Source organism: Mediterraneibacter flintii (genome assembly GCF_055387595.1).
Map to the genome: position 1 here is coordinate 3,156,353 of NZ_AP031405.1, position 23,162 is coordinate 3,179,514.

A 23,162-nucleotide genomic window follows, 5' to 3' on the forward strand; every position below is an offset into this window, starting at 1 on the left:
AGCCCTCTACTCCCTGTACATTGCCACGAACCCCGCTTCTTCCTCCGCGTCTTTCACCAGCTCCGCGCCGCTTTTTACCACAAAGAACGCGATGGCAATATCCGCGCCCGCCATGTAGAAATTAACGACCGCCGTTAAAAGTGATATTGTTCCCGGATATACCAGAAGAAAGATAAGACTAGCGCCGCCCAGTACGAGAAATGGCATCATCACTCCTGCTAGGTACCCGGACGGACGCAGAGCTGCCCTGCACGAGCACATCGGCATGAGCCCCTGTAACCGGAATGCGATCTGACCTTTGCCCGCCTTTCCGAATATCCTCCACCCGATACCGTGGAGTCCTTCATGCATGGGAACAGATAACACGATGATGACCACCATGACCACTGTAAACCCAATCCCCTGCATATCGAGCAGCACGGCCCTCTGAAATAAAAATCCTCTGAACAGCCCGAATATGAGCAGGAGAAACGGAAGAGCGAAAAGGAATCCCCTTACCTGCGCCTGCATCCCCGTCATCGTATATTTTTTTACATCCATAGCTGCCGTCCCTGTATTCATAATCGCCACCTCACTTCGCAAAATATGCTCCCCTATGACATCAAAATCCCTGCAGCTATGGTAATGAACCATACAACCAGCAAAACACAGTTTAACTTAGCCAGAATATTAAAAAACACATTTTCCTGTTTTTCTTTAGACCAGAAGCCTCCTCCTGTCTCTCCGCAGGCAAAGGTCAAGATCAGTATCATCAAACTGTAGCTTGACATATTGTTCGTATTCCCTCTGTACATCGCGGCGTAATATCCGATAAAAGCCGCAAGCCAGCCAACCATCAATACTGCTTTTAAAACCGTTCCTTTTACTGATAATGTTTTCATAGATAAACTCTCCTTTCTCCGCCGCTTTATGCACACATCGTCCTTAAAGTTTCCAGTGTCCTGTCCAGATTGTTTCTGTGCCAGTTGACATTCTCCAGTGTTTTCTTGCCGGACACGCCTACGTTCAAAACGCTTATCCCCGCGGCAAGAGTGCCGCTGCTCCTGAACTCGCCGAGTTCCTTCTGCTGCACGGACAGTTCAACCGTCCCGTTCTTTGTCTCCAACCTGATACGGTAGTTCAGATATTCCTCCGTGACAGATACGTTTAAAATGTCCTTCGCCGGGATTTCCAGCGCGATTTCCTTTTTCAGCCCCCATGTCAGCTTGCTGAACGGGATCAGCACGACCGAATCCTTACATATCTGAAGCACATAATATTCGAGGCTGAAAAAACGCGCGATCTGATCGCTTAAATTTCCCGGAGCGTATTTTACAACAATCGCTTTCCCCTCCTCCGGGTCATATCCCGCTTCCCTGATGATCTCGTTTACTTTCTTTTCCTTTGCCATATCTTTCATTCCTCCTCTATTTCATGTACTGCTTTGTTTTCTTGAGACGAATATACCAGATATGGCGACTTATTTTTTATTTCTTTCGCCAACTGACCGTTTGGCTTCACAAGCGGCAAATGGTGTCGTATACAAGACTTATTGTATATGATAAGGGCGTCCCAAAAGCCAGCTACCGTTCCTTTGATGCGTAAGACAAAGTCTGTAAACTATACCTTACACTTCCATGGAACGGACGGACTTTTGAAACGCCCTCAATTTATCTGTTATGATATTTTCTCCCTTCTCTTCGCGTTATACTCCGTCTTTGCGCGTCTGGACAGCGGGCACTCCTCCCCATTATCTATCACCACGGTCTGCCTCTTCAAGTCAACCTCCCTGATCCGCGCGCTGTTTACAAGGAATCCTCTGTGGCACCGCCAGAACTCCTCACCCAGTTCTTTTGCAAAATGCTCCAGGCTGCTGTTAAATTCCAGAAGCTCGTCCTCTAAATGCAGACAGAGCGTATGCTTAAATCCCATCGCCTCAAAATACAGTATCTTCTCGACCGGGATATGCCGGACCGTGTCAAACAGGCTGATCGTGCAGTATCTCCCCTGCCCCGGCTGCTCGTCCGCGAGTCGCTCCTGTATGCTCATAAGACATTCCCTCACCCGGACCGCCATCGCTTTATAATCCCCTTTTACGATATAGTCCAGAGCCTCAAGCCTCAGCCGAAACGTCTCAAAGGCAAGGTCGCCGTGCGCCGTGATAAAAATGATAAATCCCCTCGGGTCATGCTTTCTCAGCCGCTGTGCAAGCTCAAGCCCACTCATATATCCCGGAAAGTCAATATCCAGAAAATAAACTGCCGGAACGGTATCCTCTTTCTGCAATTCAAGCAGCTTTTCCGGATCGTCAGCCACCCGGACGGGACCCATGTCGCCGTTCAGTATCACGATCTGATTAGAAATAATATGCTCCAGCCTGTCGCTGATCCGCTTCTCATCATCGCAAATATATACCGGGATCATTCCTCTTTCCTCCTTACAGTTCATATTCCGCGCCACACGCGCATTACGCGACGGGCAGCCTTAATTCCTGCACAAAAAATCCGTCCTTTAAATATGTCCGTGTCACACACCCCTTACATCTCGACACGATCCTCCGGTAGCTCGTAAGCCCTGTTCCTCTACCCTCTCCCTTTGTCGTATAGCCCTTGCGCGAAATAGCCGACAGGTCGGGAGCATTATCATAATTATTTGCCACCGCGATATACAGTTCATTGTCCTCCTGCAAAAGAACGATACGGACTTTCCCCTCTTTTTCAGACACCGCCTCCATTGCATTATCGATCAGTATGCCAAGACCCCTGAGCAAGTCCTCCGCTTCCATACTTTGCTTTTCCTTTACAGGCGCCATCACCTCAAGCGCCGAGTGTATCCGCCTGCGCCTCATATCCGCCAACTTCGCGGCGAGCAGGCTGCGCACAGGATAATGGCCGATATTGTTCAACCCGTCCATCTGCTGGATCTCCTGTCCCAGTTTCTCATCGAAGTAGCTACTCGTCTTCCGCATGAAATCCTGTATCCCTTCAAGGTCGCCCTCCTGTGCCTGCAGTGTAAGCCCGGAAAACAGATTCGTAAAATCATGGCGGAATGCCCGTATCTCCTGTTGCAGTTCCTCCAGAAGCTCCATGTGCGCCTTCTGCTGCGCGATCGTCTCCTCCTGCGCCCGTATCTTGTCCTGCCCCGCGGCGTACATTGCCATAAACTGTACCCCGAAAAGGGCGATCACGATAAGTGTGAGAAAGAACACGCCGTATGCCGCCCCCGGCTCCGTATCCGGGTACAGCCAGTTCAATACCGGCCACACGCACATCAGCCCGAAGCTGACGGCAACCGTCGACGCCGTCCATGCTTTCTTTGAAAACAGATGGGAAAAATATTTATAAAACCCACTCTTTTTCAATATGGGAACGACAATCGCAGCCGCCAAAAGCCCCGACATGTACGGGATATATATTGTGATGAACGTATACAGATATTTTCCGCCGAATATGGGACTGTAAGCAGAAGTTGCCTTACTCAGTACCGACTGTACCGTATACACGGTAAAATTAGCGAGAAATCCCGCCGCAAGCCCCTGCAAAAACGCCGTCCCGTAAAATCTGCGCAACACAAGCGCCGCCGCCACGACAAACAGGACGTTCACCCCGATATCATAAAAAATCCCCGTCATAAATTCTTCCATGGACGGAAAAAAAATCATGACTGCTAACAGTCCCGCAAGAACCAGTCCGTTCAGCGCCAGATAACTCACAGAATATACGAAAGACGGCACAGCCCTTAACCTCTTCCCGGATATCCCGCATGTGAGAAACCATATCCCCAGTCCGAGACAAAAAAATGAAAATCCTGCTGAAAATAACCGAAAAGAAAGCGGCATATTCATATCCCCCTTTTTACACATCTATGTGAATTATATCGTATACTTTAGTTTCATGCAACGCTAAAATCCCATACCATTCCGTATGAGATTATCGCAGATTTGCCGTATCCCCCGGCGGAGTCTCCGGCATATACTGTCAGGAGCTTTTGCACAATCCAAAAGGAGGAGACACCGTATGATCAACATAGCCTTAGCCGAAAAACTAATCGAACAGATCACGGAATATACAGATGATAATATAAACTGGAGCTTCATCCATTCATCTATTCAAAGGAACAGAATCAGGGGAAACCAAACGCAGGTCCGCAAGTGACCGTATTAGACTGGGACTTCGCACCTTCCACCTTTACCGATGAGAATGGAGCAAATCCCGATACACCAAACGTCAGCTATCAGGCAGCAGGAGGATTTCAGCAGAATGGCTACAATGGCTATAACCCACAGCAGGGCGGCTTTGCTCAGAACCCTGCGCCTGCACAGAACAATTATACGCTGCAGGGAGCGATACCCCAGAATGACCAGCAGGCAACCGGAGGTTATCAGACACCCCCCACAGCAAAACGGCTATACGACGGCCCGCTTTCTTTTGCCCCTCTATTTATCCAAGATCACATATGGTATTTCGAGTAAATCTGCTACTTTTTCGTAAAGACTTGCATTATGTCCTACACTCATAGCAAAATGATGTGTCGGAGATTCTGCAAACCACTCATCCATATAGGTATCTGGATCATGCTTGAATTTTACCGGAGTTTGTGTATTTCCGATAGTCATAATGTCTCCGTCTGTAGATTCCGCCTCTGTGATGATAAATTTCAGTTTTCCATCGATTGTCTGTGTGCACCCTAAATTTGTAATGTCACCTGTACGCACCTTCGCCTCTACGGATACGCCGGTTCCCTGTTTTCCATGATAGAGCCCCATTCCTCTTAAAATCGGTTTCCCTTTTGCAATCTCCAGATGGAATGGCCCGTCATGTCCAAGTAAGATTGTACCGTCCTCATAATCTACTGTAACAATCTCGCAGAAGCTTCCGCCTTTTCCGAGAATATCGCATATTTTCATTGCAAGACAGGTTTTCAAATCTCCCTCTCCTGCACACGGAATTCCATCCGCGGTCAACAGAGAATGTCCTACAATAAATCCTCCCTGCACATCTTCATAGTGATTTCCAGGAGCTCCATGATAATAGTAAGTCAGTGCGTCCAAATCGAATTCTTCTACCAATTTTTCCTGTGCCACTGCCACTTTTGCAGACCAGTTCAGCTGTTCATCTGTTGGTTTCTGTGCAAGTGGATCTGCCGCCACATCATCGCTGATTAAGAAAAATTCTTCAATCTCTTTACGTTTTTCTTTTATTTCTTCTTCTGTTACGGTTTGCAGATGTCTATCCAAGTCACACATTTCCAGAACCTGCAGATGTGCTCCTGTCTGTCCCTGGAACATCGTAAAGTCACTGTACATATCCAGCATGCCGCTGTATGTATTTCCAAGGAATCCGAATCTTGCACCGCTTAAATTTCTCTTTACTTTCGCCGCAAGTACCCATTCCTCGATCTTTTTCCATGCACGGATCGCTTCTGGTCTGTTGCATGTCACTTCATCTGTCATAGAAATCTCCGGTGTATAGTCAAGACCCAGCATGCCGTTTACAACCCGATATTTGATTCCTGCTCTGTTAAACGCGTTGGAAATCTCCGGTACAGGGCACGCTCCGCAATGCGCAAGCCACTCTCCTGTGGTCGTCTTTTCATAGTTGATACGCGCTGTCGGCTGCAAATTTAAAACAACGGTCGGGGCTTTACAAATTTGATGAACCGGCAGTACAGACGCACTGGTTACATAGGTAGCTGAATGTGCAAAAATCAAGTCTACATTTTTTTCATTAAAGTATTCGCCTGCCTTCTTTCCTTCCTTTTCACAGTCTACAAGGCCATAGAAAAATACCTCTGCACCAAAGCTCTCTACTTTTTTGGTAATAAATTGTCCATACTCAATCATTCTCTCACGCAGCCCCGGGAACTGTCCCCAATAGTGTTTCAGTCCCATTGAATACACTCCAATTCTTGGTTTCTTTGCTTCTTTTCTTGCTTTCATGGCAATCCCTCCTAATTCTGATTTTACGTGTAAGGCAGAAAGAAAAAATATCTTAATCTTGCTTTTTCGCTGCCTCTCGTTCATTTCGTGCCTATCTTTTTCTTGATATTTGCATTATAATCTATTATTATAAAAAATACATCCAAACAAATTGTTCAAAAATAACAGAATCTTGTGGTGATTATATGAAAAAACAAATACAGCTTTTAGAACGCGGCATTCATACTTGGAGTGCTGATTCCGTAAGACTGATACTTACACCGAGTGCTACAGCAAAAAATCTCTATTTTTATACGCAGGAAACCGGATACTTTAAAACCAGTTATCCTTATTTTTCCGAGCGCCAGAATCTGGACTCTTTTCTGATCGTATATACCGTCTCCGGTAAAGGATACCTGGAATACGAAGGACAGACTTACACTTTAACCAAAGGGCAGTGTTTCTATATAAACTGTCAGGAGCATCATCTCTATCGGACAGATAAGAAAGAGGACTGGGAATTGCTCTGGGTTCATTTCAACGGAGGAAATGCGCTCGGATATTATAAGGAATATGTAAGAAATGGGTTTCATATTGCAGACTGCCAGGATGATGACTACATAGAAAATACAATCCGGGAGGTTCTTTCCCGACACCAAAAAAAGGACTCAACCACCGAGCCTGTCGTCTCTCACCTGATTGATGGCCTTCTCACGAAGCTGTTAGTACAAAATTCAGCCGGAAGCAGTGATGATTTCATCCTTCCAGATTTTATCAGAGAAATTGCAAGAGAGATTGATAAAGATTTTCGAAATCAGCTGTCCCTCTCCTACTTTGAAGAGAATTACCACCGCAGCCGCTTTCATATTGCAAAAGAATTTAAAAAATATATGGGGATCACAGTAAATGAATATTTAATTAACGCCAGAATTTCCTATGCGAAAGAACTGTTGAAATATACAGATATGCCTGTGGGAGAGATTGCTTTTGCCTCTGGAATGAATAATGTCACACACTTTATCAATTTATTTAAAAGTCGGGAAGAAATAACTCCCCTCGCATACCGCAAGGCATGGAGGGGATAAATGCTTTCTATATTTTTCTTGGACCTTTTATTGTTGTTTTATCTTTTCTTCCAAAAGTACTTTTGCCTGTTTTTGTATTTCTTTTGTAATTGCAGGATATGGCCCATACTGAAGCAAATTATACGCTGCGGAAATATTCGCCATCATAGCTGTCCGATATAAAGAATTTCCTTCACACCATGCATACATTGCAGCGGCTGTGGAGCAATTTCCACACCCTGTAGGATCTATGACTTCTCCTACTGTCAGGCTTTTCGCAAATGCTGCCTCTTTGCCGTCGAGCATGTAAGATCCCCTGCTTCCCGTCCGAAAAAAACAGGGAATTCCTAACTCTATTATTTTCTGAACAGCTTCCTCTTCTGTTTCAATCTGAAAAAGGCATTTTGCTTCCGGATAATTCACAGAGTATATATCTGCTTTTTTTATACATTCTATTACTTTCTGATGTCGGCTTTCTGTCATTGCCGCCGAGGTCGGGATCTCCCACATGATTTTCGCATCTGTTTTACTTCGTATCGCTTGCAGCTCATCCCAGAAGCCGCTTGTTTCAGCCGCTTCAATATAAATTCCTTTTGTCCCGGAATCACAGTAGGAAGAAATCACTTCAGCAGAAATTCTATCTAACGCCTCCACCTCTGCTTCTTCTTCCGCCCCATATATAGAATATTCAGAATGAAGTCCTTCTGCTCCGTAGACAAGCTCTGTATATTGTGTATGAGGAAGAATATACTGTAGCCCTTGCAAAGAACATCGATTCGTTTCCATCCATTTTCCATAGAATGTTTCAAAATCTTTTCCAACATTCGATACATACAGAATATCATCTTCCCATATTTTGATTCCTTCCACACAATAAATAGAACCTCCAAGATGCCCTGTGCTCTTGCTGCCATCTGCAAACAAAATGTCGTTGACAATGGTAGGCCCTGCTACAATATACTTCATCTTCCTCCCTCTCTTTCATCTTTCCATAGTTCTGCTCTTTGCTTCTTCAAAGCCTGCACCTGGTTTCTACTGTTTTTCAACTCGTGCAGAATCACCAGTTCCGGATTTACCTCCTGTATTCTTCCTATTAGACGTCTCATAATAATTCCACTTAGAATACCTTCTGATAAGACTTCATGTGAATCATATTCTTTCAGCACAATCCCTACGCCATATTCTTCCATGTCTTCCCATCTTTCCAGACTTTGAATTATCTCATTATATTTTCCTATAAGTATTCCATTTTTAAAGTATGCTGTCGTTTTCATCCTACAATCTGAAAGATGAAGAGAACCTATTTTTCCAATAATACTTCTATTCAAAAGATTTTTCTCCAACCACTTTTCTACAAATACCTGCTGGATGTTTCCATATCTGTCCTCCAGGCCTTTCATTTCTTCTGTCATCTCTTGATACGTAAGGAAGAACTCTGCCCTCTGGTCTTTCTCTGAAAATCCGACTGCATGGAGTAAGTGATTGATGTCCCATCCTATCCGTACCCGATCAAACGGATCATATAACTGCCGGAACATCTTCTCGAAATCCTCCGCTGTCTGAAGCCCATATTCTAGCCCCCATCCGGCATTTTCTACTTCGATCTGTGGAGAATCTTCTGTCAAAAGTCCCTTTTCCATCAAGCGGTTTATAAGTTCCTGAATCATGTAAATCATCGCTTGAGAGATTTCTTCTCTGGAAATCGTAAATTCCCATTTTCCATCAATAGGCGCATAATCAATCAGATGGAACGTATATGCCTGTGCTTTAAGCACACATGCCATTTCATACTCCTGTATCCATCTTTCAAACATATGATTACCTGTCAAATCTCCATAGTAATCTCTTACCAATTCTAAGCTGCCAAAACGATTCACCAGCTCTGCGAAATGATTCTTCGTAAGAAAGCTAGTTGGATATGCCCAGTAAGAGCAATGAATTCTTTTCACATTCATACTCTGTAGTTTGTTTATCAGCGCCTCTTTCTCCGCTTCGTCCGCATAAAGCATTTTATCCCTGGAAATCACGTCATCCATAAATACTTCCATGCCAGCAAGTTTATTTTCCTCGCAGAATTCAAAAAGATTTATATCTTCTAAAAATAACTCTTTCTTATATGTAGAATACTCTTTCCCTTCTTTTATATTAATCCCTGGCTTTTTCAGTACATTCTTCCGTACTTCCTTTACTTCATCCATAAACTCTTTCACATGATTTCCACATATATCTCCAGTGTCTTTATACGTATCTTTAAAATAACTTCCCACAATCGCACCATCTGCATATTCTAGCTGTTCTTCTGCATTGCCGGGTGTCATTCCTGCTCCTACAAACAGAGGGAATTCTCCAATCAAATTGCGAAATGTACGGATTTTCGATAAGTCAGTTTCTTGTCCTGTTGCATCACCCGTTACGACAATCGCATCACATCTCTTCATTCCTACTGCCAAGTCCTCATCTAAACGCCGCCCTGATCTATAAGGCTGATATTTAAATCTTACGCCTCCGAGCACAAATGCATTGCAGCTTTTCCGTACCTTTTCAATAAAATCCCCGAATTCTTCATCTTCTTCCGGACTTAGATGCCCTGACACCGAATCTAATTGAATAAATTTTGCACGATATTTTTCTGCCAGTTTAAAACCAAGTGCGTCATCATGCAGAAGATTAATCCCATAGCAGATGTCAGGATATGTCTCACTGACATATTTTAAAGCCATCTCTGCCTGTTGTGCTGAACCAAAGTAGTTTTCTACGAGAACACAGTCTGCCCCGTTCTCCAAAAGAGTCTCCAATTCTTTTCTTACTGTTTCCAGTATCTCTTTATCTGAGTCTCCTTTTAAATGGAGCATACCGATAATCGGCTTGTCCGTTCCAAATACTTCCTTTATGTTTTTACTCATTGTCTTCTACCTCTCCGTTTTTTTCTTTTGCCTTTGTCCATATGTAATATGCAGGCATTCCTGTTACCACAACTACAGCTGCTGCAATAATACTCTGTACCGCAGACCACATAAATGTAGAAACTACCAAAATTAAACTGGTAAGTATAGAAATAACTGCCATGAACTTCCATGCAGGTGCCTTCCAAAGTGGATTATAGTCCGTTTTTTTGCGATGTACAAAAATAGTAAGGAATGCCATCGTGTTTTTCAGCAACAAAACTACGGTAAAGTACCCGAGAAGCTCCGAAATATTAGAGGCAAATACCATTAAAATTGCTAACATACACTGCACAATGATCGAAAAATACGGTGTGTTATATTTGGGGTGGACTTTCCCAAAGCTCTTGAAGAACAATCCATCCTTTGCCATCGCATATTCCAGCCTAGGCTGAAACATAATGACAGAGGAGGTTGCCCCTAATACCACTATGATACCAGCAATCGCTATAAAACTACCAGCAAAATCTCCGATTAGAGGAAGGCCGGCAGCCGCATCTGCAAGCGGAGCTGTTGATTCCACCAGTTTATTAAATGGAATGATTCCTGTAATAACGGTTGTCAAAACTACATACAAAAGAATAATAATCACAACTGAACCAATCAAAGCTCTTGGCATCGTTTTTTTCGGATCTTTTATCTCTCCTGTCATATAGCAGCATGCACTCATTCCATCATAAGACCATGTAGTCGCTGAAATTCCTGCCAATAAAGCCATAATTCCAACCGGAGCTCCAGCTACAGCTGGTTCTGTAATCAACTCCCCTTTTAAGAAAAAAATTCCCACCCCTATGATAATAATAAATGGTAGAATCTTTACAAACGTTAAGATCGTGTTCATCTTACTTCCTGCCTCTACAGAACGTACATGCATCAGCATAAAGAGCAGGATCACCACTACTGCCAGCAGCTTTACAGCCAATCCATTCATCGGAATTAAAAATGCTACGTATTGCGCAGTTGCCAAAGCTACCACTGCAATTCCCGGCGGATCATTTGCCCAGAAAGTTGCCCAGCCGGTCAAAAATGCCAGCTTTTTCCAACCTGCATGTTTCACATATACATAATGGCCACCATCTTCTGGATATGCAGTCGCAAGTTCCGCATAAATCAGATTCTGTGGTATAATAATCAGACCGCCTATCGCAAACGCGAGTATTGTAAAAAGTGCAGAGCCAGCCGCACCCGCCACCTCACTGATAGAAGTAAATATACCGGCACCGATTGTCGTACCGATAGATACACCAATAGTTGCCCATAATCCCAGTTTTCGTTTTAACTGATTTGACATATTCATATCCTCCTAGTATAATATGTATGATGTATTTTCTTAGTACATCTGTAACTATATGGATATGTTTATCTTCATTTTTAGGCAGAAAGTAGCAGAGCACGATTTTTATCAAAACCGTGTTTTGTGAAATATCCCACCGGAAGACTATCTGTAAAACAAATGATTGGCGTCGTATGTTTTCATTTAGAAGTCTTCTGGTGTTGGACTTTTATTCTTGCCTCCTTTCTCTAATTTCTTTGTACTTTCTTTTGAAAATAAACAGTATTCCCCTTTTATATCATAATGTCTTATACTTCAGGTTTATAATGTACAACCAGACGGTTTCTGTCACTTCGCGTATAGGAACGATTAAATTCTATTTCTTTCCCCTTTTCATCATAGCTAGTATATTCAAACATAAGTACCGGCGTATCCCGTCCTATTTTTAACAGTCGTGCTTCCTTCGCCGCCGGCATAGTAATAGAAAGACTCTGCTTCGCTGTTTTGGGAACTACACCGTGGAATTCTAACGTCTCATACAGAGAAAATACCGTCATATCAACCTTTTCTAATTCCGGACATACAGCATATGGAATATATGTCTCTTCGATTGAATACGGTTCATTATTTGTCAAGAATAATCTGCGCAGATAAATCATTGGTTCCTCCTCTTCAATATCAAGAAGGCGCGCATATTTGATTCCCGCGGGACGCACTTCACGAAACAAAAGCTTTCGTCCGGGAAAAGCTTCCTCTTTCCTCACAGTCTGGGTAAACCCTCCAAGCTCTCCTAGGTTCCTTTCTTTTAATCGTCCTGCTGCAAACAGTCCTTTTCCTTGTATTCGTTTTACCATCCCTTCATTTACCAGTGCGGTAACAGCGTTATGAACCGTAAGCCGGTTAATTCCATATTCTTTCGCCAGTTGAATTTCTGAAGGCATCTCATCTCCTGGCTGATACACACCTTCTTCTATTTGTTCCCGAATCTGTTCTCGGACTTGGATATGTATCGGAGACTGATTATTAATCTGTTTCGTTGTCTTTGTCACTCTTATTTCCACTCCCTATTTCAAAACGCTTACAAACTGAATCTTATCTGGCCTTACCATTGCCTGTGTGTAAATAACCGATTCAGTCTTTGTCTTCCCTGTCTTCTGTACAAAAAACAAAGGTGTATTATCATCTATCTCCAGATATTCTGCTTCTTCTTCCTGCGCACTGGTAATTCCGATTGTTTCACTACCATATTCCAAGTCTATATGATACTGTTTTTGAAAAACCTCATATATCTCTTCCTTGCCCAGGTGTTCGCCGCTGATTTCTGGATATTTTTCTGCGCACAGCCAGCTTGTCTCAAATATAACCGGTATATCCTGCAATATCACGATTGTCTTTGTCTCCCATACAGAACTCCCTGGTAAAATTCCTAAATGTCTTGCAATCTTAGGAACAGCTTCTTCTTTCTTCACTGACAGAATTTCTAGAGCTGGCTGCTGATGTAGTTTACGCAAGTGCTGATAAAAAGAATTATATTGGACCAGACAAATTTCTATCTTTTTCTCTGCCACATAATTTCCCATTCCCTGTATACTATACGTCTTTCCCGCATTTTCCAGGCATTCAAAAGCATTTCGCAATGTCACTCTATTACATCCAAATATTTCGCATAGTTTTCTTTCTCCTGGAAATTTATCATGGCTTTTTAAATGATTTTTCAATATATAACATTCTATTTGCTCCATCACTTGATAAAGTGGGCTAATACCATATTTCATCACATTCATCGTTCACTTTCTATATAACTACTTTAGATTTTGTTCCATATTATATATCTATTTGATTCTTTATACCTGTATAGATATTTATTCATTTTTTTATACCAACCATATAGTGATATTAACATGTAAAAAGCTTTCTGTCAATCTATTTATATATATTTTGCATAAAAAAGAGACTACGATAATCATTACCATAGTCTCCTAATTAGCCTAATTGTACTATTTTCCTAAGCAGTCAGCCCTTCTGCCTCAATCACTTTTATCACCTGCTCTACATATTTCTCACAGATTTCATCAGAAGCTGCCTCTACCATTACACGGATAACTGGCTCTGTTCCACTCTCTCTTACAAGGATTCTTCCTTCTGTTCCGAGCGCTGCTGCCACATCATCTACCGCCTTTTGCACGGCCAGATTTTCTCTGGCAGTCTTCTTATCCGTCACGCGCACATTTTTCAGAAGCTGTGGATAAATCTTTACTTCCTCACACAGCTTTGCGAGTGACTGTTTTTTCTCAAGAATCACTTCCATAATCATAAGAGAAGTTAAGATTCCATCACCTGTTCTCGCATGTTTGCTGAAAATAATATGTCCAGACTGTTCTCCGCCCAAAACAAATCCATTCTTCAGCATATTTTCATATACATACTTGTCTCCCACTGCCGTCTGCTCATATTTCATGCCAATCTTTTCGCACGCTTTGTACAATCCCAGATTGGACATAACGGTAGTAACGATCGTGTCCCCTGCCAGACGTCCCTGTTCCATCAGATATTTTCCGCATACATAGAGCACTTTGTCACCGTCTACTACGTTCCCATTTTCATCAACAGCGATACATCTGTCCGCGTCACCGTCATAGGCAAAGCCTACGTCCAGTTTCTTTTCTTTTACATATTCCTGGAGTACTTCAATATGTGTAGAACCACAATTCGTATTGATGTTCATTCCATCCGGATCATTGTTGATAACGTATGTCTTTGCACCCAGAGCGTCAAATACGCTTTTTGCAATACTGAACGCACTTCCGTTTGCACAGTCCAATCCAATCCGCATATCTTTAAATGAACGGGTCGCAAGTGAAATCAGATAGCCTGTGTAACGGTTTCTGCCCGCAGCATAGTCGATAGTACGCCCTATCTTTTCTTTTGTTGCCAGAGGAAGCTCTTCTGTCTTACCGTCAATATATGCTTCGATTTTCTCCTCTACCTCTGCCTCCATCTTATGTCCCATCCGGTTAATCACTTTGATCCCATTGTCATAAAATGGATTATGACTCGCTGAAATCATCAGTCCGCAGTCGAAGTCCTCCGACCTTACTACATAGGAAACACTCGGGGTTGTCGTAACATGCAGAAGATATGCGTCTGCACCTGATGCAGTCAGTCCTGCTGCCAATGCATATTCAAACATATAGCTACTTCTTCTCGTGTCCTTTCCAATTACGACTCTTGCCTTATGCTCCTGTCCAAAGTACCATCCAAGGTAACGTCCGACCTTAAAAGCATGTTCTACCGTCAATGCTACATTTGCTTCTCCTCTGAAGCCGTCTGTTCCAAAATATTTGCCCATTTTACTTTCCTCTTATCTTCTTTAATCTGTAAAATCTATGCTTCTTAACAGATAAAAATATCTGCATAAGAACAAATACCTGCCTGTATTTAACAAGCAACCACATTTATTATATACTTCTTACAGAAAAGTTACAACTATTTCTTTTTTATTACACTTTTATCCCTTTTTGATTACAATCTGAAATCCGGATTCTATATTTATAAGACTAATCTTTCGCCGCGTTTCTTCTTTTTTCAATAATTGCCCTCGCGACTTTCAAGCCGTTTGCGGAAGCCTGCTGTAGTCCTCTCGTAATAGATGCCCCGTCTCCCATCGCACGCAGTCCATGTATATTGGTTTCAAACTCTTTGTTTACAAGCACCTTATTGGAATAAAATTTTACCTCGACACCATACAAAAGCGTTTCGTCACTTGCAATCCCCGGAGTTACCTTATCAAGCGCCTGAATCATCTCATCAATCGCAACCATGATCCTATGCGGAAATACTAAAGAAAGATCTCCCGGAACCGCGTCCTTCAAGGTCGGTGTAATATTATTTCTGTTAAGTCTTTCTTCTGTTGTTCTTCTTCCTCTTCGAAAGTCGCCGTATCTCTGAAGAAGAATTTTCCCATCACACAGCATATTCCCAAGCTGTGCTATATGCTTGCCATATTCAATCGGAGATTTAAATGGCTCTGTAAAATTTTTAGAGACAAGAAGCGCAAAATTTGTATTACTTGTCTTCATGTCTTTCGACTTATAGGCATGTCCGTTTACAACCGCAAGACCATTTTCATAATACTCTGTGGCCACTTCTCCGGAAGGATTTGTACAGAATACCCGCACCTTGTCATCAAATGTAGGTGTATAGTAGACAAGCTTTGCCTCGTAGAGCTTCTCGTTGAGCTCTTTCATAATCTCGTCTCTTACCTCTACCCGAACGCCTACATCTACCGTTCCATTCTTTGTCTCTATATCATGCGCCTTGCAAATATTCGCAAACCACTCCGAACCTTCCCTGCCTACACCAGATACAATTTCCGGTGCATAATAGGTTTCTCCTTTATCTGTCACTACTCCTTCTGCCTTCTCTTCGTGAATGAGAATGTCCGTTACCATTGTACGGAATAAAATCTCCACTCCAGCATCTAGAAGGTGCTTTTGCAGTCTGGTATAGATCTTATAGCCCTCTTCTGTCCCCAGATGGCGGATGGGACATTCAATCAGCTTTAAATTTGCACGAATCGCCTTCGTCCTTATCTCTGTAATTGCATGCTCATCTTCGATTCCATATACTTTTTTGTCGGCGCCAAATTCCAGGTAAATATCATCTGCTTCACGGATCAACTCTGTTGTCTCTTCATATCCCAATATTTCCGGAAGTGTTCCTCCCACATCCGGTGAAAGAGACAGCTTCCCGTCCGAAAAAGCTCCAGCCCCTGCAAATCCTGTTGTAATGGAGCATGGCTTACATCCTACACAGACCTTTGTCTTTCTCTTCGGACATTGCCTGTCCTCAATATTCCGTCCCTTCTCTATCATCAGAACCTTCATATCCGGACATCTCTTTTTCAGTTCATAGGCGCAGAAGATTCCCGACGGGCCTGCTCCGATAATAATCACATCATACTGTTTTTTATCCATACCTTTCTCTTCCTTTCACCAATCAATGGTACTACTTTTTTCATCATACCATACAAAAACCACCCCAACAAGGCTATACAAATAAGCTTTTTTACTGTATGATGAAAGAAACATGAAAAATCGGAGGTTCTGATGATAAAATTAATTGCCAGTGATTTGGATGGAACACTTCTCCAAAACGGTTCTCAAAAGCTTACAGATCGTGCAGTCCAGCTTATCCATGAACTGACGCAGAAGGGAGTCCACTTTGTCGCCGCCAGCGGCAGGCAGTATGACAATGAAAGACGTATGTTTGACGCCATTAAAGATGAAATTTCTTATATCGGTGAAAATGGTTCCCTCTGTGTCCATCAAGGAAGGGTTATATCTCGTGGAACAATAGATGATGCGCTCGCTTTTCGTATCATCCATGAGGTAAAAAAACAGAACCATTTTGAGATTGCTGTTTCCCGCGAAGACGCCTGTATCATTGAAAATAACAATACCGAATTTGTAAACCATATCGTAAATGTTATGCGCAATACGACCAAAATCGTCGACGACATTACAAAAATCGAAGGCCCTATACTGAAAATTGCGATCTGTAATATGGTAGACGGTCCGCATATTGTAGACAAATACCTTAAGTATCTAAAAGATCTATTTCAGTCCGAAATCAGTGTTGTCACTTCTGGAAATATTTGGATTGACTTTATTGCGCCAGATGCCAACAAAGGAAGCGCCTTGAAAAATCTGATCAATTTGCTTGGCATTGCCCCAGAAGAATGTGTCGCCTTTGGCGATCAATATAATGATGTAGAGATGCTGCAGCTTGTCGGAACCAGCTATGCCATGTCTAACGCCGCGCCGGGAATTTCCTACTACGCAGACTATGTCACAGACTCTGTGGAGGATGTATTGGAAGATATACTGGCGGATCTTTCTTAAACAAAAGCAAAACGACAGGTATATCTTTACGCACATTACCGTTTGATATACCTGCCGTTTTTTATTCTATTCAAATTTTTTCTCAAAAATCCGCCTCAATGATTCTTCATAAGGAGGATATGCCACTCCATACTCTGTTACAATCCCAGTAATCAATTCCTTCTCTGTCACATCAAAGCATGGATTGTAAACCTTTATGTTCTCTGGAGCCATCCTTTTTTTATACCACATTTCTGTTATCTCTGTTTATAGGTGCGGTTGCCGTCCCGTATTTTACCGCTGCCAGCTTCCCCGCATTACAGTGTGTCAAAATTCCATCACCGGGATTTAAAAGCTCCAATCCGTATTCCCCGATACGCCGGCAGACTTCTATATCTTCATCATGTATCTGCATTGCTTCTCTGTTGAGAAGCTTCTTTATCTCTCCGACGCCTTTTCCTCGGTTCTTCTTTACAACAGCTTCCATTTTCTCCAGCGCCCAGAATAGATTTACCGCTGTAGGACGTGCTGTTTCCAGATATTTCTTTTTCTCCTTAAACTGTTGATAAAATAGTTCTTCATCCGCAGTGTCAATCTGTTCTGCCGCCACATACAGACCAATTGCCGCCGCCACGCCGATTGCCGGAGCGCCGCGCACCTTCAGAAGGTAAATAGCTTCCCATATATCCTCAATTTCCGTAAGAGACAATAGCTGTACCTGCCCTGGAAGCAGTGTCTGATCAATAATCACAAGCGCACGCTTCTCTGGGTCAAAGGAAACCGTCTCATACTCTAGAATTGTTTTTCTATGCATCCGATCCCCCGCTAAATTTATTTTTTCTCTTCTTCAATCTCCATGATCATATCTACTCTTCTCTGATGACGACCGCCTTCAAATTCCGTATTCAGCCATGTGTCGACTATCATCTTGGCAAGCTCCGCGCCTACAACCCGCGCCCCAAACGCAAGTATATTGCAATTGTTGTGTGCTCTGGACATCTTTGCTGTAAACGGTTCACTGCACACAGCCGCACGAATGCCTTTCACTTTATTTGCAGCCAATGAAATACCAAGCCCGGTACCGCAAATCAAAATACCAAGCTCTACTTCCTTTGCCACAACCGCGCGGGCTACCATTTCACCATATTTAGGATAGTCACAGCTTTCTGATGAATTTGTTCCATAATCCACAACCTCATGTCCTTTTTCTTTCAAAAATTCTATAATTTCTGCTTTCAATTCCAATGCCGAATGATCGTTTCCTATTCCTATTTTCATCTGCTTCTTTCTCCTTTTTATACCAATTCATAATCCTCTTTTGTAAAGGGAATTTCAAATGTACCACACGCTTCTTCTAAGCTTTCTACTCCTCTTGGCCCATACAACGGAAGGCACGCAAAATCCTGACATGTAAAAAAGCCCAGAACTGCCTGTGTCGCTGTCACACTGTACTTTTCCATAATCTGTTTTAACTTCTGCGCCATACGGATATTTCCTTCTGTATAATAAGGAGAATCTTTCACTGCTTCCTCACCGTTTGCAAGTATTTTGTTGAAAAATCCGCTGCACACCCCCATATAGGGCATAGCAAGATTTCCTGGATTTTCTTTATGAAATTGCTGCATAGGGCCGTCTATAGCAAGCATCGTGTCGTCATCCAGTGGATTCATATAGGCATATCCCACATTGTAAAGCGCCTGGTTTGCCGCAAAGCCGCGATAGCCTTTCTCCTTACAGTATTTGGCCGCTGTTTCCATTCTTTGTGTCGTCCAGTTTGAACAGCCATAATAACGAATTTTTCCCGACTTTACAAACTCTTCCATGGTTTCTATTAATTCTTCCACCGGTATAGATTCATCATCTCTGTGATAAAAATAAATATCAATATAATCTGTGCGCAGGGCCTTTAGAGACAACTCAATGTCCTTTCTCATTTCTGCCCTGGAAACTCTGCTTTTATGTGTGTCCGGATTGTCACCTGTCATGTCAGGATGTCCGCCTTTTGTGATAATAACAATCTGATTTCGCTTTTTACTGCGTGTAAGCCAGTCTCCCAGCACCCGTTCACTTCTTCCAATCTCCGGCGGTATCCAGTCAGAATATACTCTTGCCGTATCATATAAATTGCCTCCCATATCCAAAAAGGCATCAAACAGATAATCAGCCTCCTTTCCCTCCCATTTCAGGCCTGCATTCACACAGCCAAGCCCAATTGGAGAAAGCTTCAGCTCTGTATCCGGTATGATCATTTTTTTCATGTTTTTCACTCCTTATCTTTTCACTGTCAGCAATCATATCTTTTGTAATTGCCATCCGCAATTATTATAGCATATCATATTTTAAAAAACAGATATATTTTTTCTTTCTTAAAAATGAACGCCATGTAACTTTTGATTTTTAATAATGAACTTCTATTGATAAACCTCTTTTTAATATATATCATGTACTCAAGGAGGTGATAGGATGCAGATAAAAAAAGAGGAGGTTCGCTTAAAAATCCTTGAGATTGCTACGGACGAATTTCTAAAAAGAGGATATGAAAATGTCTCTATGCGCAGGATTGCCAGCAGAGCACATACTGCACAGGGAAATATTTATCATTACTTTCACAGCAAAGAGATACTTTTGGAAGAAATACTCCTGCCGACCATTGAAAATATAGAATGTATGATGTCAAAGCATATAGAACATGAAAAAGCGAACCCACTGACAAAAAAACAGGCTTGGGGAAAGCTGAAAGAATTAGAGGAAAACTTTGACAGCAGTGAGTTTAGCTGTTTTTTTGATAAAAGAGTCGTCATATTTCTAAGACTGGAAAGTTCTCATTTGCTGGATCGAAAAGAAAAAATATTACAATCCCTGACCGAACATCTACAGGAATATTTTAACATCAACGATGATGCACATTATTCGGAGATTGTACTAAATATGCTAGTGGAATGTGTAAAACACGTCTTAATCGAACACAAAAATATGGACGATGCCAAAGCAGAATTTGTAAAATTCTTTAGCCTTTTATTCAATGGCATTATCAGTCAAATAAGATAAATCACCTGCATAAAATGTGTTCTTTTATGTACGTGTTTTTCTTATACCCATTTTTAGGAAGGGAATGAAATTTATGTCAATTATACTTGCAAAAAATGCAACAAAAATGTACCAAAGCGGAGCAAGACACACGCTTGCATTAAACGAAGTATCTTTTGAGGTTGCGGACGAAGAATTTGTCGTGATACTGGGACAATCGGGGGCTGGAAAAAGCACCTTATTGAATATTCTGGGCGGGATTGACTGTTTAAGCAGTGGGGAAATACTTGTAAACAATCTGCCCCTTTCAAAAATGAAAGAAAATGAATTGGCGAGCTATAGAGCGAATGATATAGGCTTTATTTTTCAGTTTTACAACCTTATTCCTACCTTGACCGTATATGAAAATATCGCTCTGATGCGAGATATAAAAGACGATATTTTAGACCCTGCTGTTATCTTAGATAGAGTTGGGCTAAAGCAGCATTTTAGAAAATTCCCCAGCCAATTATCGGGTGGAGAACAGCAGCGTGTTTCTATCGCCAGAGCGATTGTAAAAAATCCAAAAATTCTCTTATGTGATGAACCGACTGGTGCGTTAGACAGTGAGACTGGGTGTATGGTATTACAGCTGATACAAGATGTGTGTCGGGAGTATCACAAAACTGCTATCGTTGTTACACACAATACAAATATCGCAAAAGCAGCAGATAAAGTTATCCGTATGAAAAACGGGCAGATTTTAGATGTTACGGTCAATGAAAAACCTATGAGCATAAAGGAGTTGGAGTGGTGATGTTAATACGCAAAATGTTTCGTGATGTATGGAAAAATAAAGTCCCGTTTATCGCTATTTTTCTGATGATGTTTGCCGGTAATTTTATTTTTTCCGGTATCACAAGTGAATATAATGGAATGCATAAAACATTTCATTCTTATATCAAGGAAACAAACCTTGCCGACGCTTGGATCTTGGAGGATAATTTTCAATCATCAGATATAGAGCAATTAAAGAAAAAATCCTCTGTTGAGGACGTGGAAAAAAGAGCATTATACGCATCTACTCTAAAGAGTGATGACGATAAAACGATTGATTTATATGTTCTGTCTGGTGAAAATACTATTTCAAAAATAAACGTACTTGACGGGAAAAAATATTCAAAAAATACGTCGGGTATCTGGTTAGACGCTACCTTTGCCAAAGAAAACGATTATGAGGTAAAGGACAAAATAAAACTGGATATTGACGGAAAAACGGTTGAAAAAGAAATTGTTGGAGTATGCGATTCCCCAGAATATATTTACAGTACAAAAGATGGAGAATTTGTTCCAGACCATAAAAATAATGGCTTCGCCTTTATCAATGAAACGAGTATAACAGAAATAAAGGATATTAAGTGGAACCAGTTACTTGTATCTGGTACAGGCGATCTTGAAAAAACACTCAATAACACATTAAGGAAAAAGGATACGACTGTCCTTTTACAAAAAGACCATACCAGCTATTCTATGATAAATGATGAGATTACACAGCATAAAGAAATCGGCTTGATTTTTGTAATGGTGTTTTTGTTTATCGCTATTCTTGTTACCATTACAACCGTACACCGTTTGTTAAATTCACAGCGTTTGCAGATTGGTATACTAAAATCTATGGGTTTTCATAAAAGACCTCTGTATATTCACTACATATCACACAGTACATTTGTTTGTCTTGTCGGTTCTGTTGCCGGCTGGTGTGCAGGCTATGTAACACTGCCAAAATTATTATTTCCTATTATGGAGGAAATGTATATTCTTCCCAAACTAAAGCCGGCTATGTTGACTGGAAGCTGGATGTTCCCTGTTGTCTGCGCGCTGGCTTGTCTAACTGTTTCACTCGTTGTATGCCACAAATATTTAAAGGAAAATACTGCGAAGATATTATACTCAAACAGTATAGAAAAAGAGTATCAAGAATTGCCGCTTCCTTCTTTGTGGAAACATCTATCCTTTTACGGACAATGGAATCTGCGTGATATATTCCGGAACAAATTAAGAAGCAGCATGACTATTTTTGGTGTCATGGGGTGTGTTGCACTGCTCTTTTCTTCTTTTGGTTTATTTGCTTCTATGAACTATATGTCTGAATGGACTTTTGATAAAGTACAGACTTATGACACAAAAGTAACTGGCGACTTTAGTGATGAAGAATTTAAAAATAAACTGATACAATCTATGTATGGCGAAGAATTGATGGAAACATCAGCAGAGGTCAAATTCGACGGCAAAGAAGAAACCGTAGCGTTTAGTGGCATTGAAAGTCAAGATTTTTTAAGGCTCTATGACAGTGAAGGAAAAGAAATAGAGCTGGAAGAAGGGCTTGCCTTATCCGGAAATACGGCAGATAAATTAGGAATTGAAGTCGGCGACAGGTTAAAATGGAAATTTGCCGGAAGTGATGAATGGTATCTTGAGGTTGTAAAGTACATTGTCCGCACGCCTATGACACAAGGTATTACGATGTTAAAAAGCGAAATGGATGCTGAGGGCATTCCTTTTCATACGACCTCCATTATTGGAGAGAAACCGAAAAAATCCCTCACTGATTCCGATTATGTAGATAGCGTTCAGCATAAAGCCGATTTGAAATCTGCCCTTGATACTATACTAAATGCGTCTGTTATGTTGAGTATGCTTTTCTTAGTATGCGCTGTCTTACTTGGCGGGGTGATACTATATAATTTAGGCACACTGTCTTACATGGAACGATATAGAGATATGGCAACATTGAAAGTGCTGGGATTTCATAATCAAAGGATTAGAAAGCTGATGATACAACAAAATATATGGCTGACGATTGCCGGAATTGTTATAGGATTACCTGCGGGATATGGTTTGACAATTTTAATGCTTAGTACGGTGCAGGATTCTATTGATATTCGCGTATATATTCCAACTTATGTCTATATTATCAGTGTTTTGGGTACATTCCTGCTGTCTTGGAGCATCAGTAAATTCCTTTCTAGAAAAATATATCGTATTGATATGGTATCTGCTTTGAAACTCAATGAGTGATTATCAGCAGCAAATAATATC

The 23,162-nt window shown here is 41.6% G+C and carries 21 protein-coding genes and 1 pseudogene; 6 read left to right on the top strand and 16 right to left on the bottom strand.

Going from position 1 to position 23,162, the window contains the following annotated elements:
* Positions 1-6: 6 nt before the first annotated feature.
* From ACZ5C4_RS15115 to ACZ5C4_RS15135, 5 genes are all read right to left on the bottom strand, one after another.
* Positions 7-561, bottom strand: coding sequence for a DUF3267 domain-containing protein (locus ACZ5C4_RS15115; RefSeq protein WP_464521736.1), 555 nt, complete (start codon positions 559-561; stop codon positions 7-9).
* Positions 562-593: 32 nt separating this feature from the next.
* The gene (locus ACZ5C4_RS15120; RefSeq protein ID WP_464521737.1) at positions 594-881 is read right to left on the bottom strand and encodes a hypothetical protein; all 288 of its coding nucleotides are present in this window, start codon (positions 879-881) and stop codon (positions 594-596) included.
* Positions 882-907: 26 nt separating this feature from the next.
* Entirely contained in the window at positions 908-1,390 is a 483-nt protein-coding gene (locus ACZ5C4_RS15125; protein WP_464521738.1) for a hypothetical protein, read from the bottom strand.
* Between the two features lie 266 nt (positions 1,391-1,656).
* Positions 1,657-2,403: a LytR/AlgR family response regulator transcription factor gene (locus ACZ5C4_RS15130; protein ID WP_464521739.1), complete on the bottom strand. Its 747-nt coding sequence runs from the start codon at positions 2,401-2,403 to the stop codon at positions 1,657-1,659.
* Between the two features lie 43 nt (positions 2,404-2,446).
* A complete protein-coding gene (locus ACZ5C4_RS15135; protein ID WP_464521740.1) occupies positions 2,447-3,712 on the bottom strand; it encodes a sensor histidine kinase in 1,266 nt (421 codons plus the stop codon).
* 417 nt (positions 3,713-4,129) lie between these two features.
* Here ACZ5C4_RS15135 and ACZ5C4_RS15140 point away from each other — a divergent pair, with 417 nt between their 5' ends.
* Positions 4,130-4,450 carry a hypothetical protein gene (locus ACZ5C4_RS15140; protein ID WP_464521741.1) on the top strand — a complete coding sequence of 107 codons (321 nt, stop codon included), beginning with the start codon at positions 4,130-4,132 and terminating at the stop codon, positions 4,448-4,450.
* Here the strand turns inward: ACZ5C4_RS15140 and ACZ5C4_RS15145 are convergent.
* Positions 4,415-5,917, bottom strand: a complete 1,503-nt coding sequence (locus ACZ5C4_RS15145; RefSeq protein ID WP_464521742.1) for an L-arabinose isomerase family protein — start codon at positions 5,915-5,917, stop codon at positions 4,415-4,417. The genes ACZ5C4_RS15140 and ACZ5C4_RS15145 overlap by 36 nt on opposite strands.
* A 185-nt stretch (positions 5,918-6,102) precedes the next feature.
* On the opposite strand from ACZ5C4_RS15145, the gene ACZ5C4_RS15150 reads away from it, so the two are divergent.
* Positions 6,103-6,981, top strand: coding sequence for a helix-turn-helix transcriptional regulator (locus ACZ5C4_RS15150; RefSeq protein WP_464521743.1), 879 nt, complete (start codon positions 6,103-6,105; stop codon positions 6,979-6,981).
* A 27-nt stretch (positions 6,982-7,008) separates the two neighbouring features.
* Here ACZ5C4_RS15150 and ACZ5C4_RS15155 read toward each other — a convergent pair whose 3' ends face one another.
* From ACZ5C4_RS15155 to ACZ5C4_RS15185, 7 genes are all read right to left on the bottom strand, one after another.
* The gene (locus ACZ5C4_RS15155) at positions 7,009-7,926 is read right to left on the bottom strand and encodes a carbohydrate kinase family protein (RefSeq protein WP_464521744.1); all 918 of its coding nucleotides are present in this window, start codon (positions 7,924-7,926) and stop codon (positions 7,009-7,011) included.
* Complete coding sequence (locus ACZ5C4_RS15160) at positions 7,923-9,863, bottom strand: BtpA/SgcQ family protein (RefSeq protein WP_464521745.1); 1,941 nt, start codon at positions 9,861-9,863, stop codon at positions 7,923-7,925. Before ACZ5C4_RS15160 ends, ACZ5C4_RS15155 begins: the two co-directional genes overlap by 4 nt.
* Positions 9,856-11,193 (bottom strand): amino acid permease, encoded by a 1,338-nt coding sequence (locus tag ACZ5C4_RS15165; RefSeq protein WP_464521746.1) that lies wholly within the window; start codon positions 11,191-11,193, stop codon positions 9,856-9,858. Before ACZ5C4_RS15165 ends, ACZ5C4_RS15160 begins: the two co-directional genes overlap by 8 nt.
* A 290-nt stretch (positions 11,194-11,483) precedes the next feature.
* Positions 11,484-12,224, bottom strand: a complete 741-nt coding sequence (locus ACZ5C4_RS15170; protein WP_464521747.1) for a GntR family transcriptional regulator — start codon at positions 12,222-12,224, stop codon at positions 11,484-11,486.
* A gap of 15 nt (positions 12,225-12,239) precedes the next feature.
* Entirely contained in the window at positions 12,240-12,959 is a 720-nt protein-coding gene (locus ACZ5C4_RS15175) for a GntR family transcriptional regulator (protein WP_464521748.1), read from the bottom strand.
* A 221-nt stretch (positions 12,960-13,180) separates the two neighbouring features.
* On the bottom strand, positions 13,181-14,524 hold the full coding sequence (gene glmM / locus ACZ5C4_RS15180; RefSeq protein ID WP_186877154.1) for a phosphoglucosamine mutase: 1,344 nt from the start codon (positions 14,522-14,524) through the stop codon (positions 13,181-13,183).
* 208 nt (positions 14,525-14,732) lie between these two features.
* A complete protein-coding gene (locus tag ACZ5C4_RS15185; RefSeq protein ID WP_464521749.1) occupies positions 14,733-16,151 on the bottom strand; it encodes an NAD(P)/FAD-dependent oxidoreductase in 1,419 nt (472 codons plus the stop codon).
* Positions 16,152-16,283: 132 nt separating this feature from the next.
* On the opposite strand from ACZ5C4_RS15185, the gene ACZ5C4_RS15190 reads away from it, so the two are divergent.
* The gene (locus ACZ5C4_RS15190) at positions 16,284-17,078 is read left to right on the top strand and encodes an HAD family hydrolase (protein ID WP_464521750.1); all 795 of its coding nucleotides are present in this window, start codon (positions 16,284-16,286) and stop codon (positions 17,076-17,078) included.
* A 66-nt stretch (positions 17,079-17,144) separates the two neighbouring features.
* Here ACZ5C4_RS15190 and ACZ5C4_RS15195 read toward each other — a convergent pair.
* From ACZ5C4_RS15195 to ACZ5C4_RS15205, 3 genes and pseudogenes are all read right to left on the bottom strand, one after another.
* Positions 17,145-17,871 (bottom strand): annotated as a pseudogene (locus tag ACZ5C4_RS15195) (hypothetical protein).
* Positions 17,872-17,888: 17 nt separating this feature from the next.
* On the bottom strand, positions 17,889-18,335 hold the full coding sequence (gene rpiB, locus ACZ5C4_RS15200; protein WP_464521751.1) for a ribose 5-phosphate isomerase B: 447 nt from the start codon (positions 18,333-18,335) through the stop codon (positions 17,889-17,891).
* Positions 18,336-18,352: 17 nt separating this feature from the next.
* Positions 18,353-19,315, bottom strand: coding sequence for an aldo/keto reductase (locus tag ACZ5C4_RS15205; RefSeq protein WP_464521752.1), 963 nt, complete (start codon positions 19,313-19,315; stop codon positions 18,353-18,355).
* A 205-nt stretch (positions 19,316-19,520) separates the two neighbouring features.
* Between ACZ5C4_RS15205 and ACZ5C4_RS15210 the strand changes: the two genes are divergently transcribed.
* The 3 genes from ACZ5C4_RS15210 (at position 19,521) to ACZ5C4_RS15220 (ending at position 23,141) form a co-directional block, all read left to right on the top strand.
* Positions 19,521-20,105 carry a TetR/AcrR family transcriptional regulator gene (locus tag ACZ5C4_RS15210; RefSeq protein WP_464521753.1) on the top strand — a complete coding sequence of 195 codons (585 nt, stop codon included), beginning with the start codon at positions 19,521-19,523 and terminating at the stop codon, positions 20,103-20,105.
* 73 nt (positions 20,106-20,178) lie between these two features.
* Positions 20,179-20,880 (top strand): ABC transporter ATP-binding protein, encoded by a 702-nt coding sequence (locus ACZ5C4_RS15215; protein WP_464521754.1) that lies wholly within the window; start codon positions 20,179-20,181, stop codon positions 20,878-20,880.
* Positions 20,880-23,141: an ABC transporter permease gene (locus ACZ5C4_RS15220; protein ID WP_464521755.1), complete on the top strand. Its 2,262-nt coding sequence runs from the start codon at positions 20,880-20,882 to the stop codon at positions 23,139-23,141. The genes ACZ5C4_RS15215 and ACZ5C4_RS15220 overlap by 1 nt, the downstream gene beginning before the upstream one ends.
* The last annotated feature ends 21 nt before the right edge of the window (positions 23,142-23,162 follow it).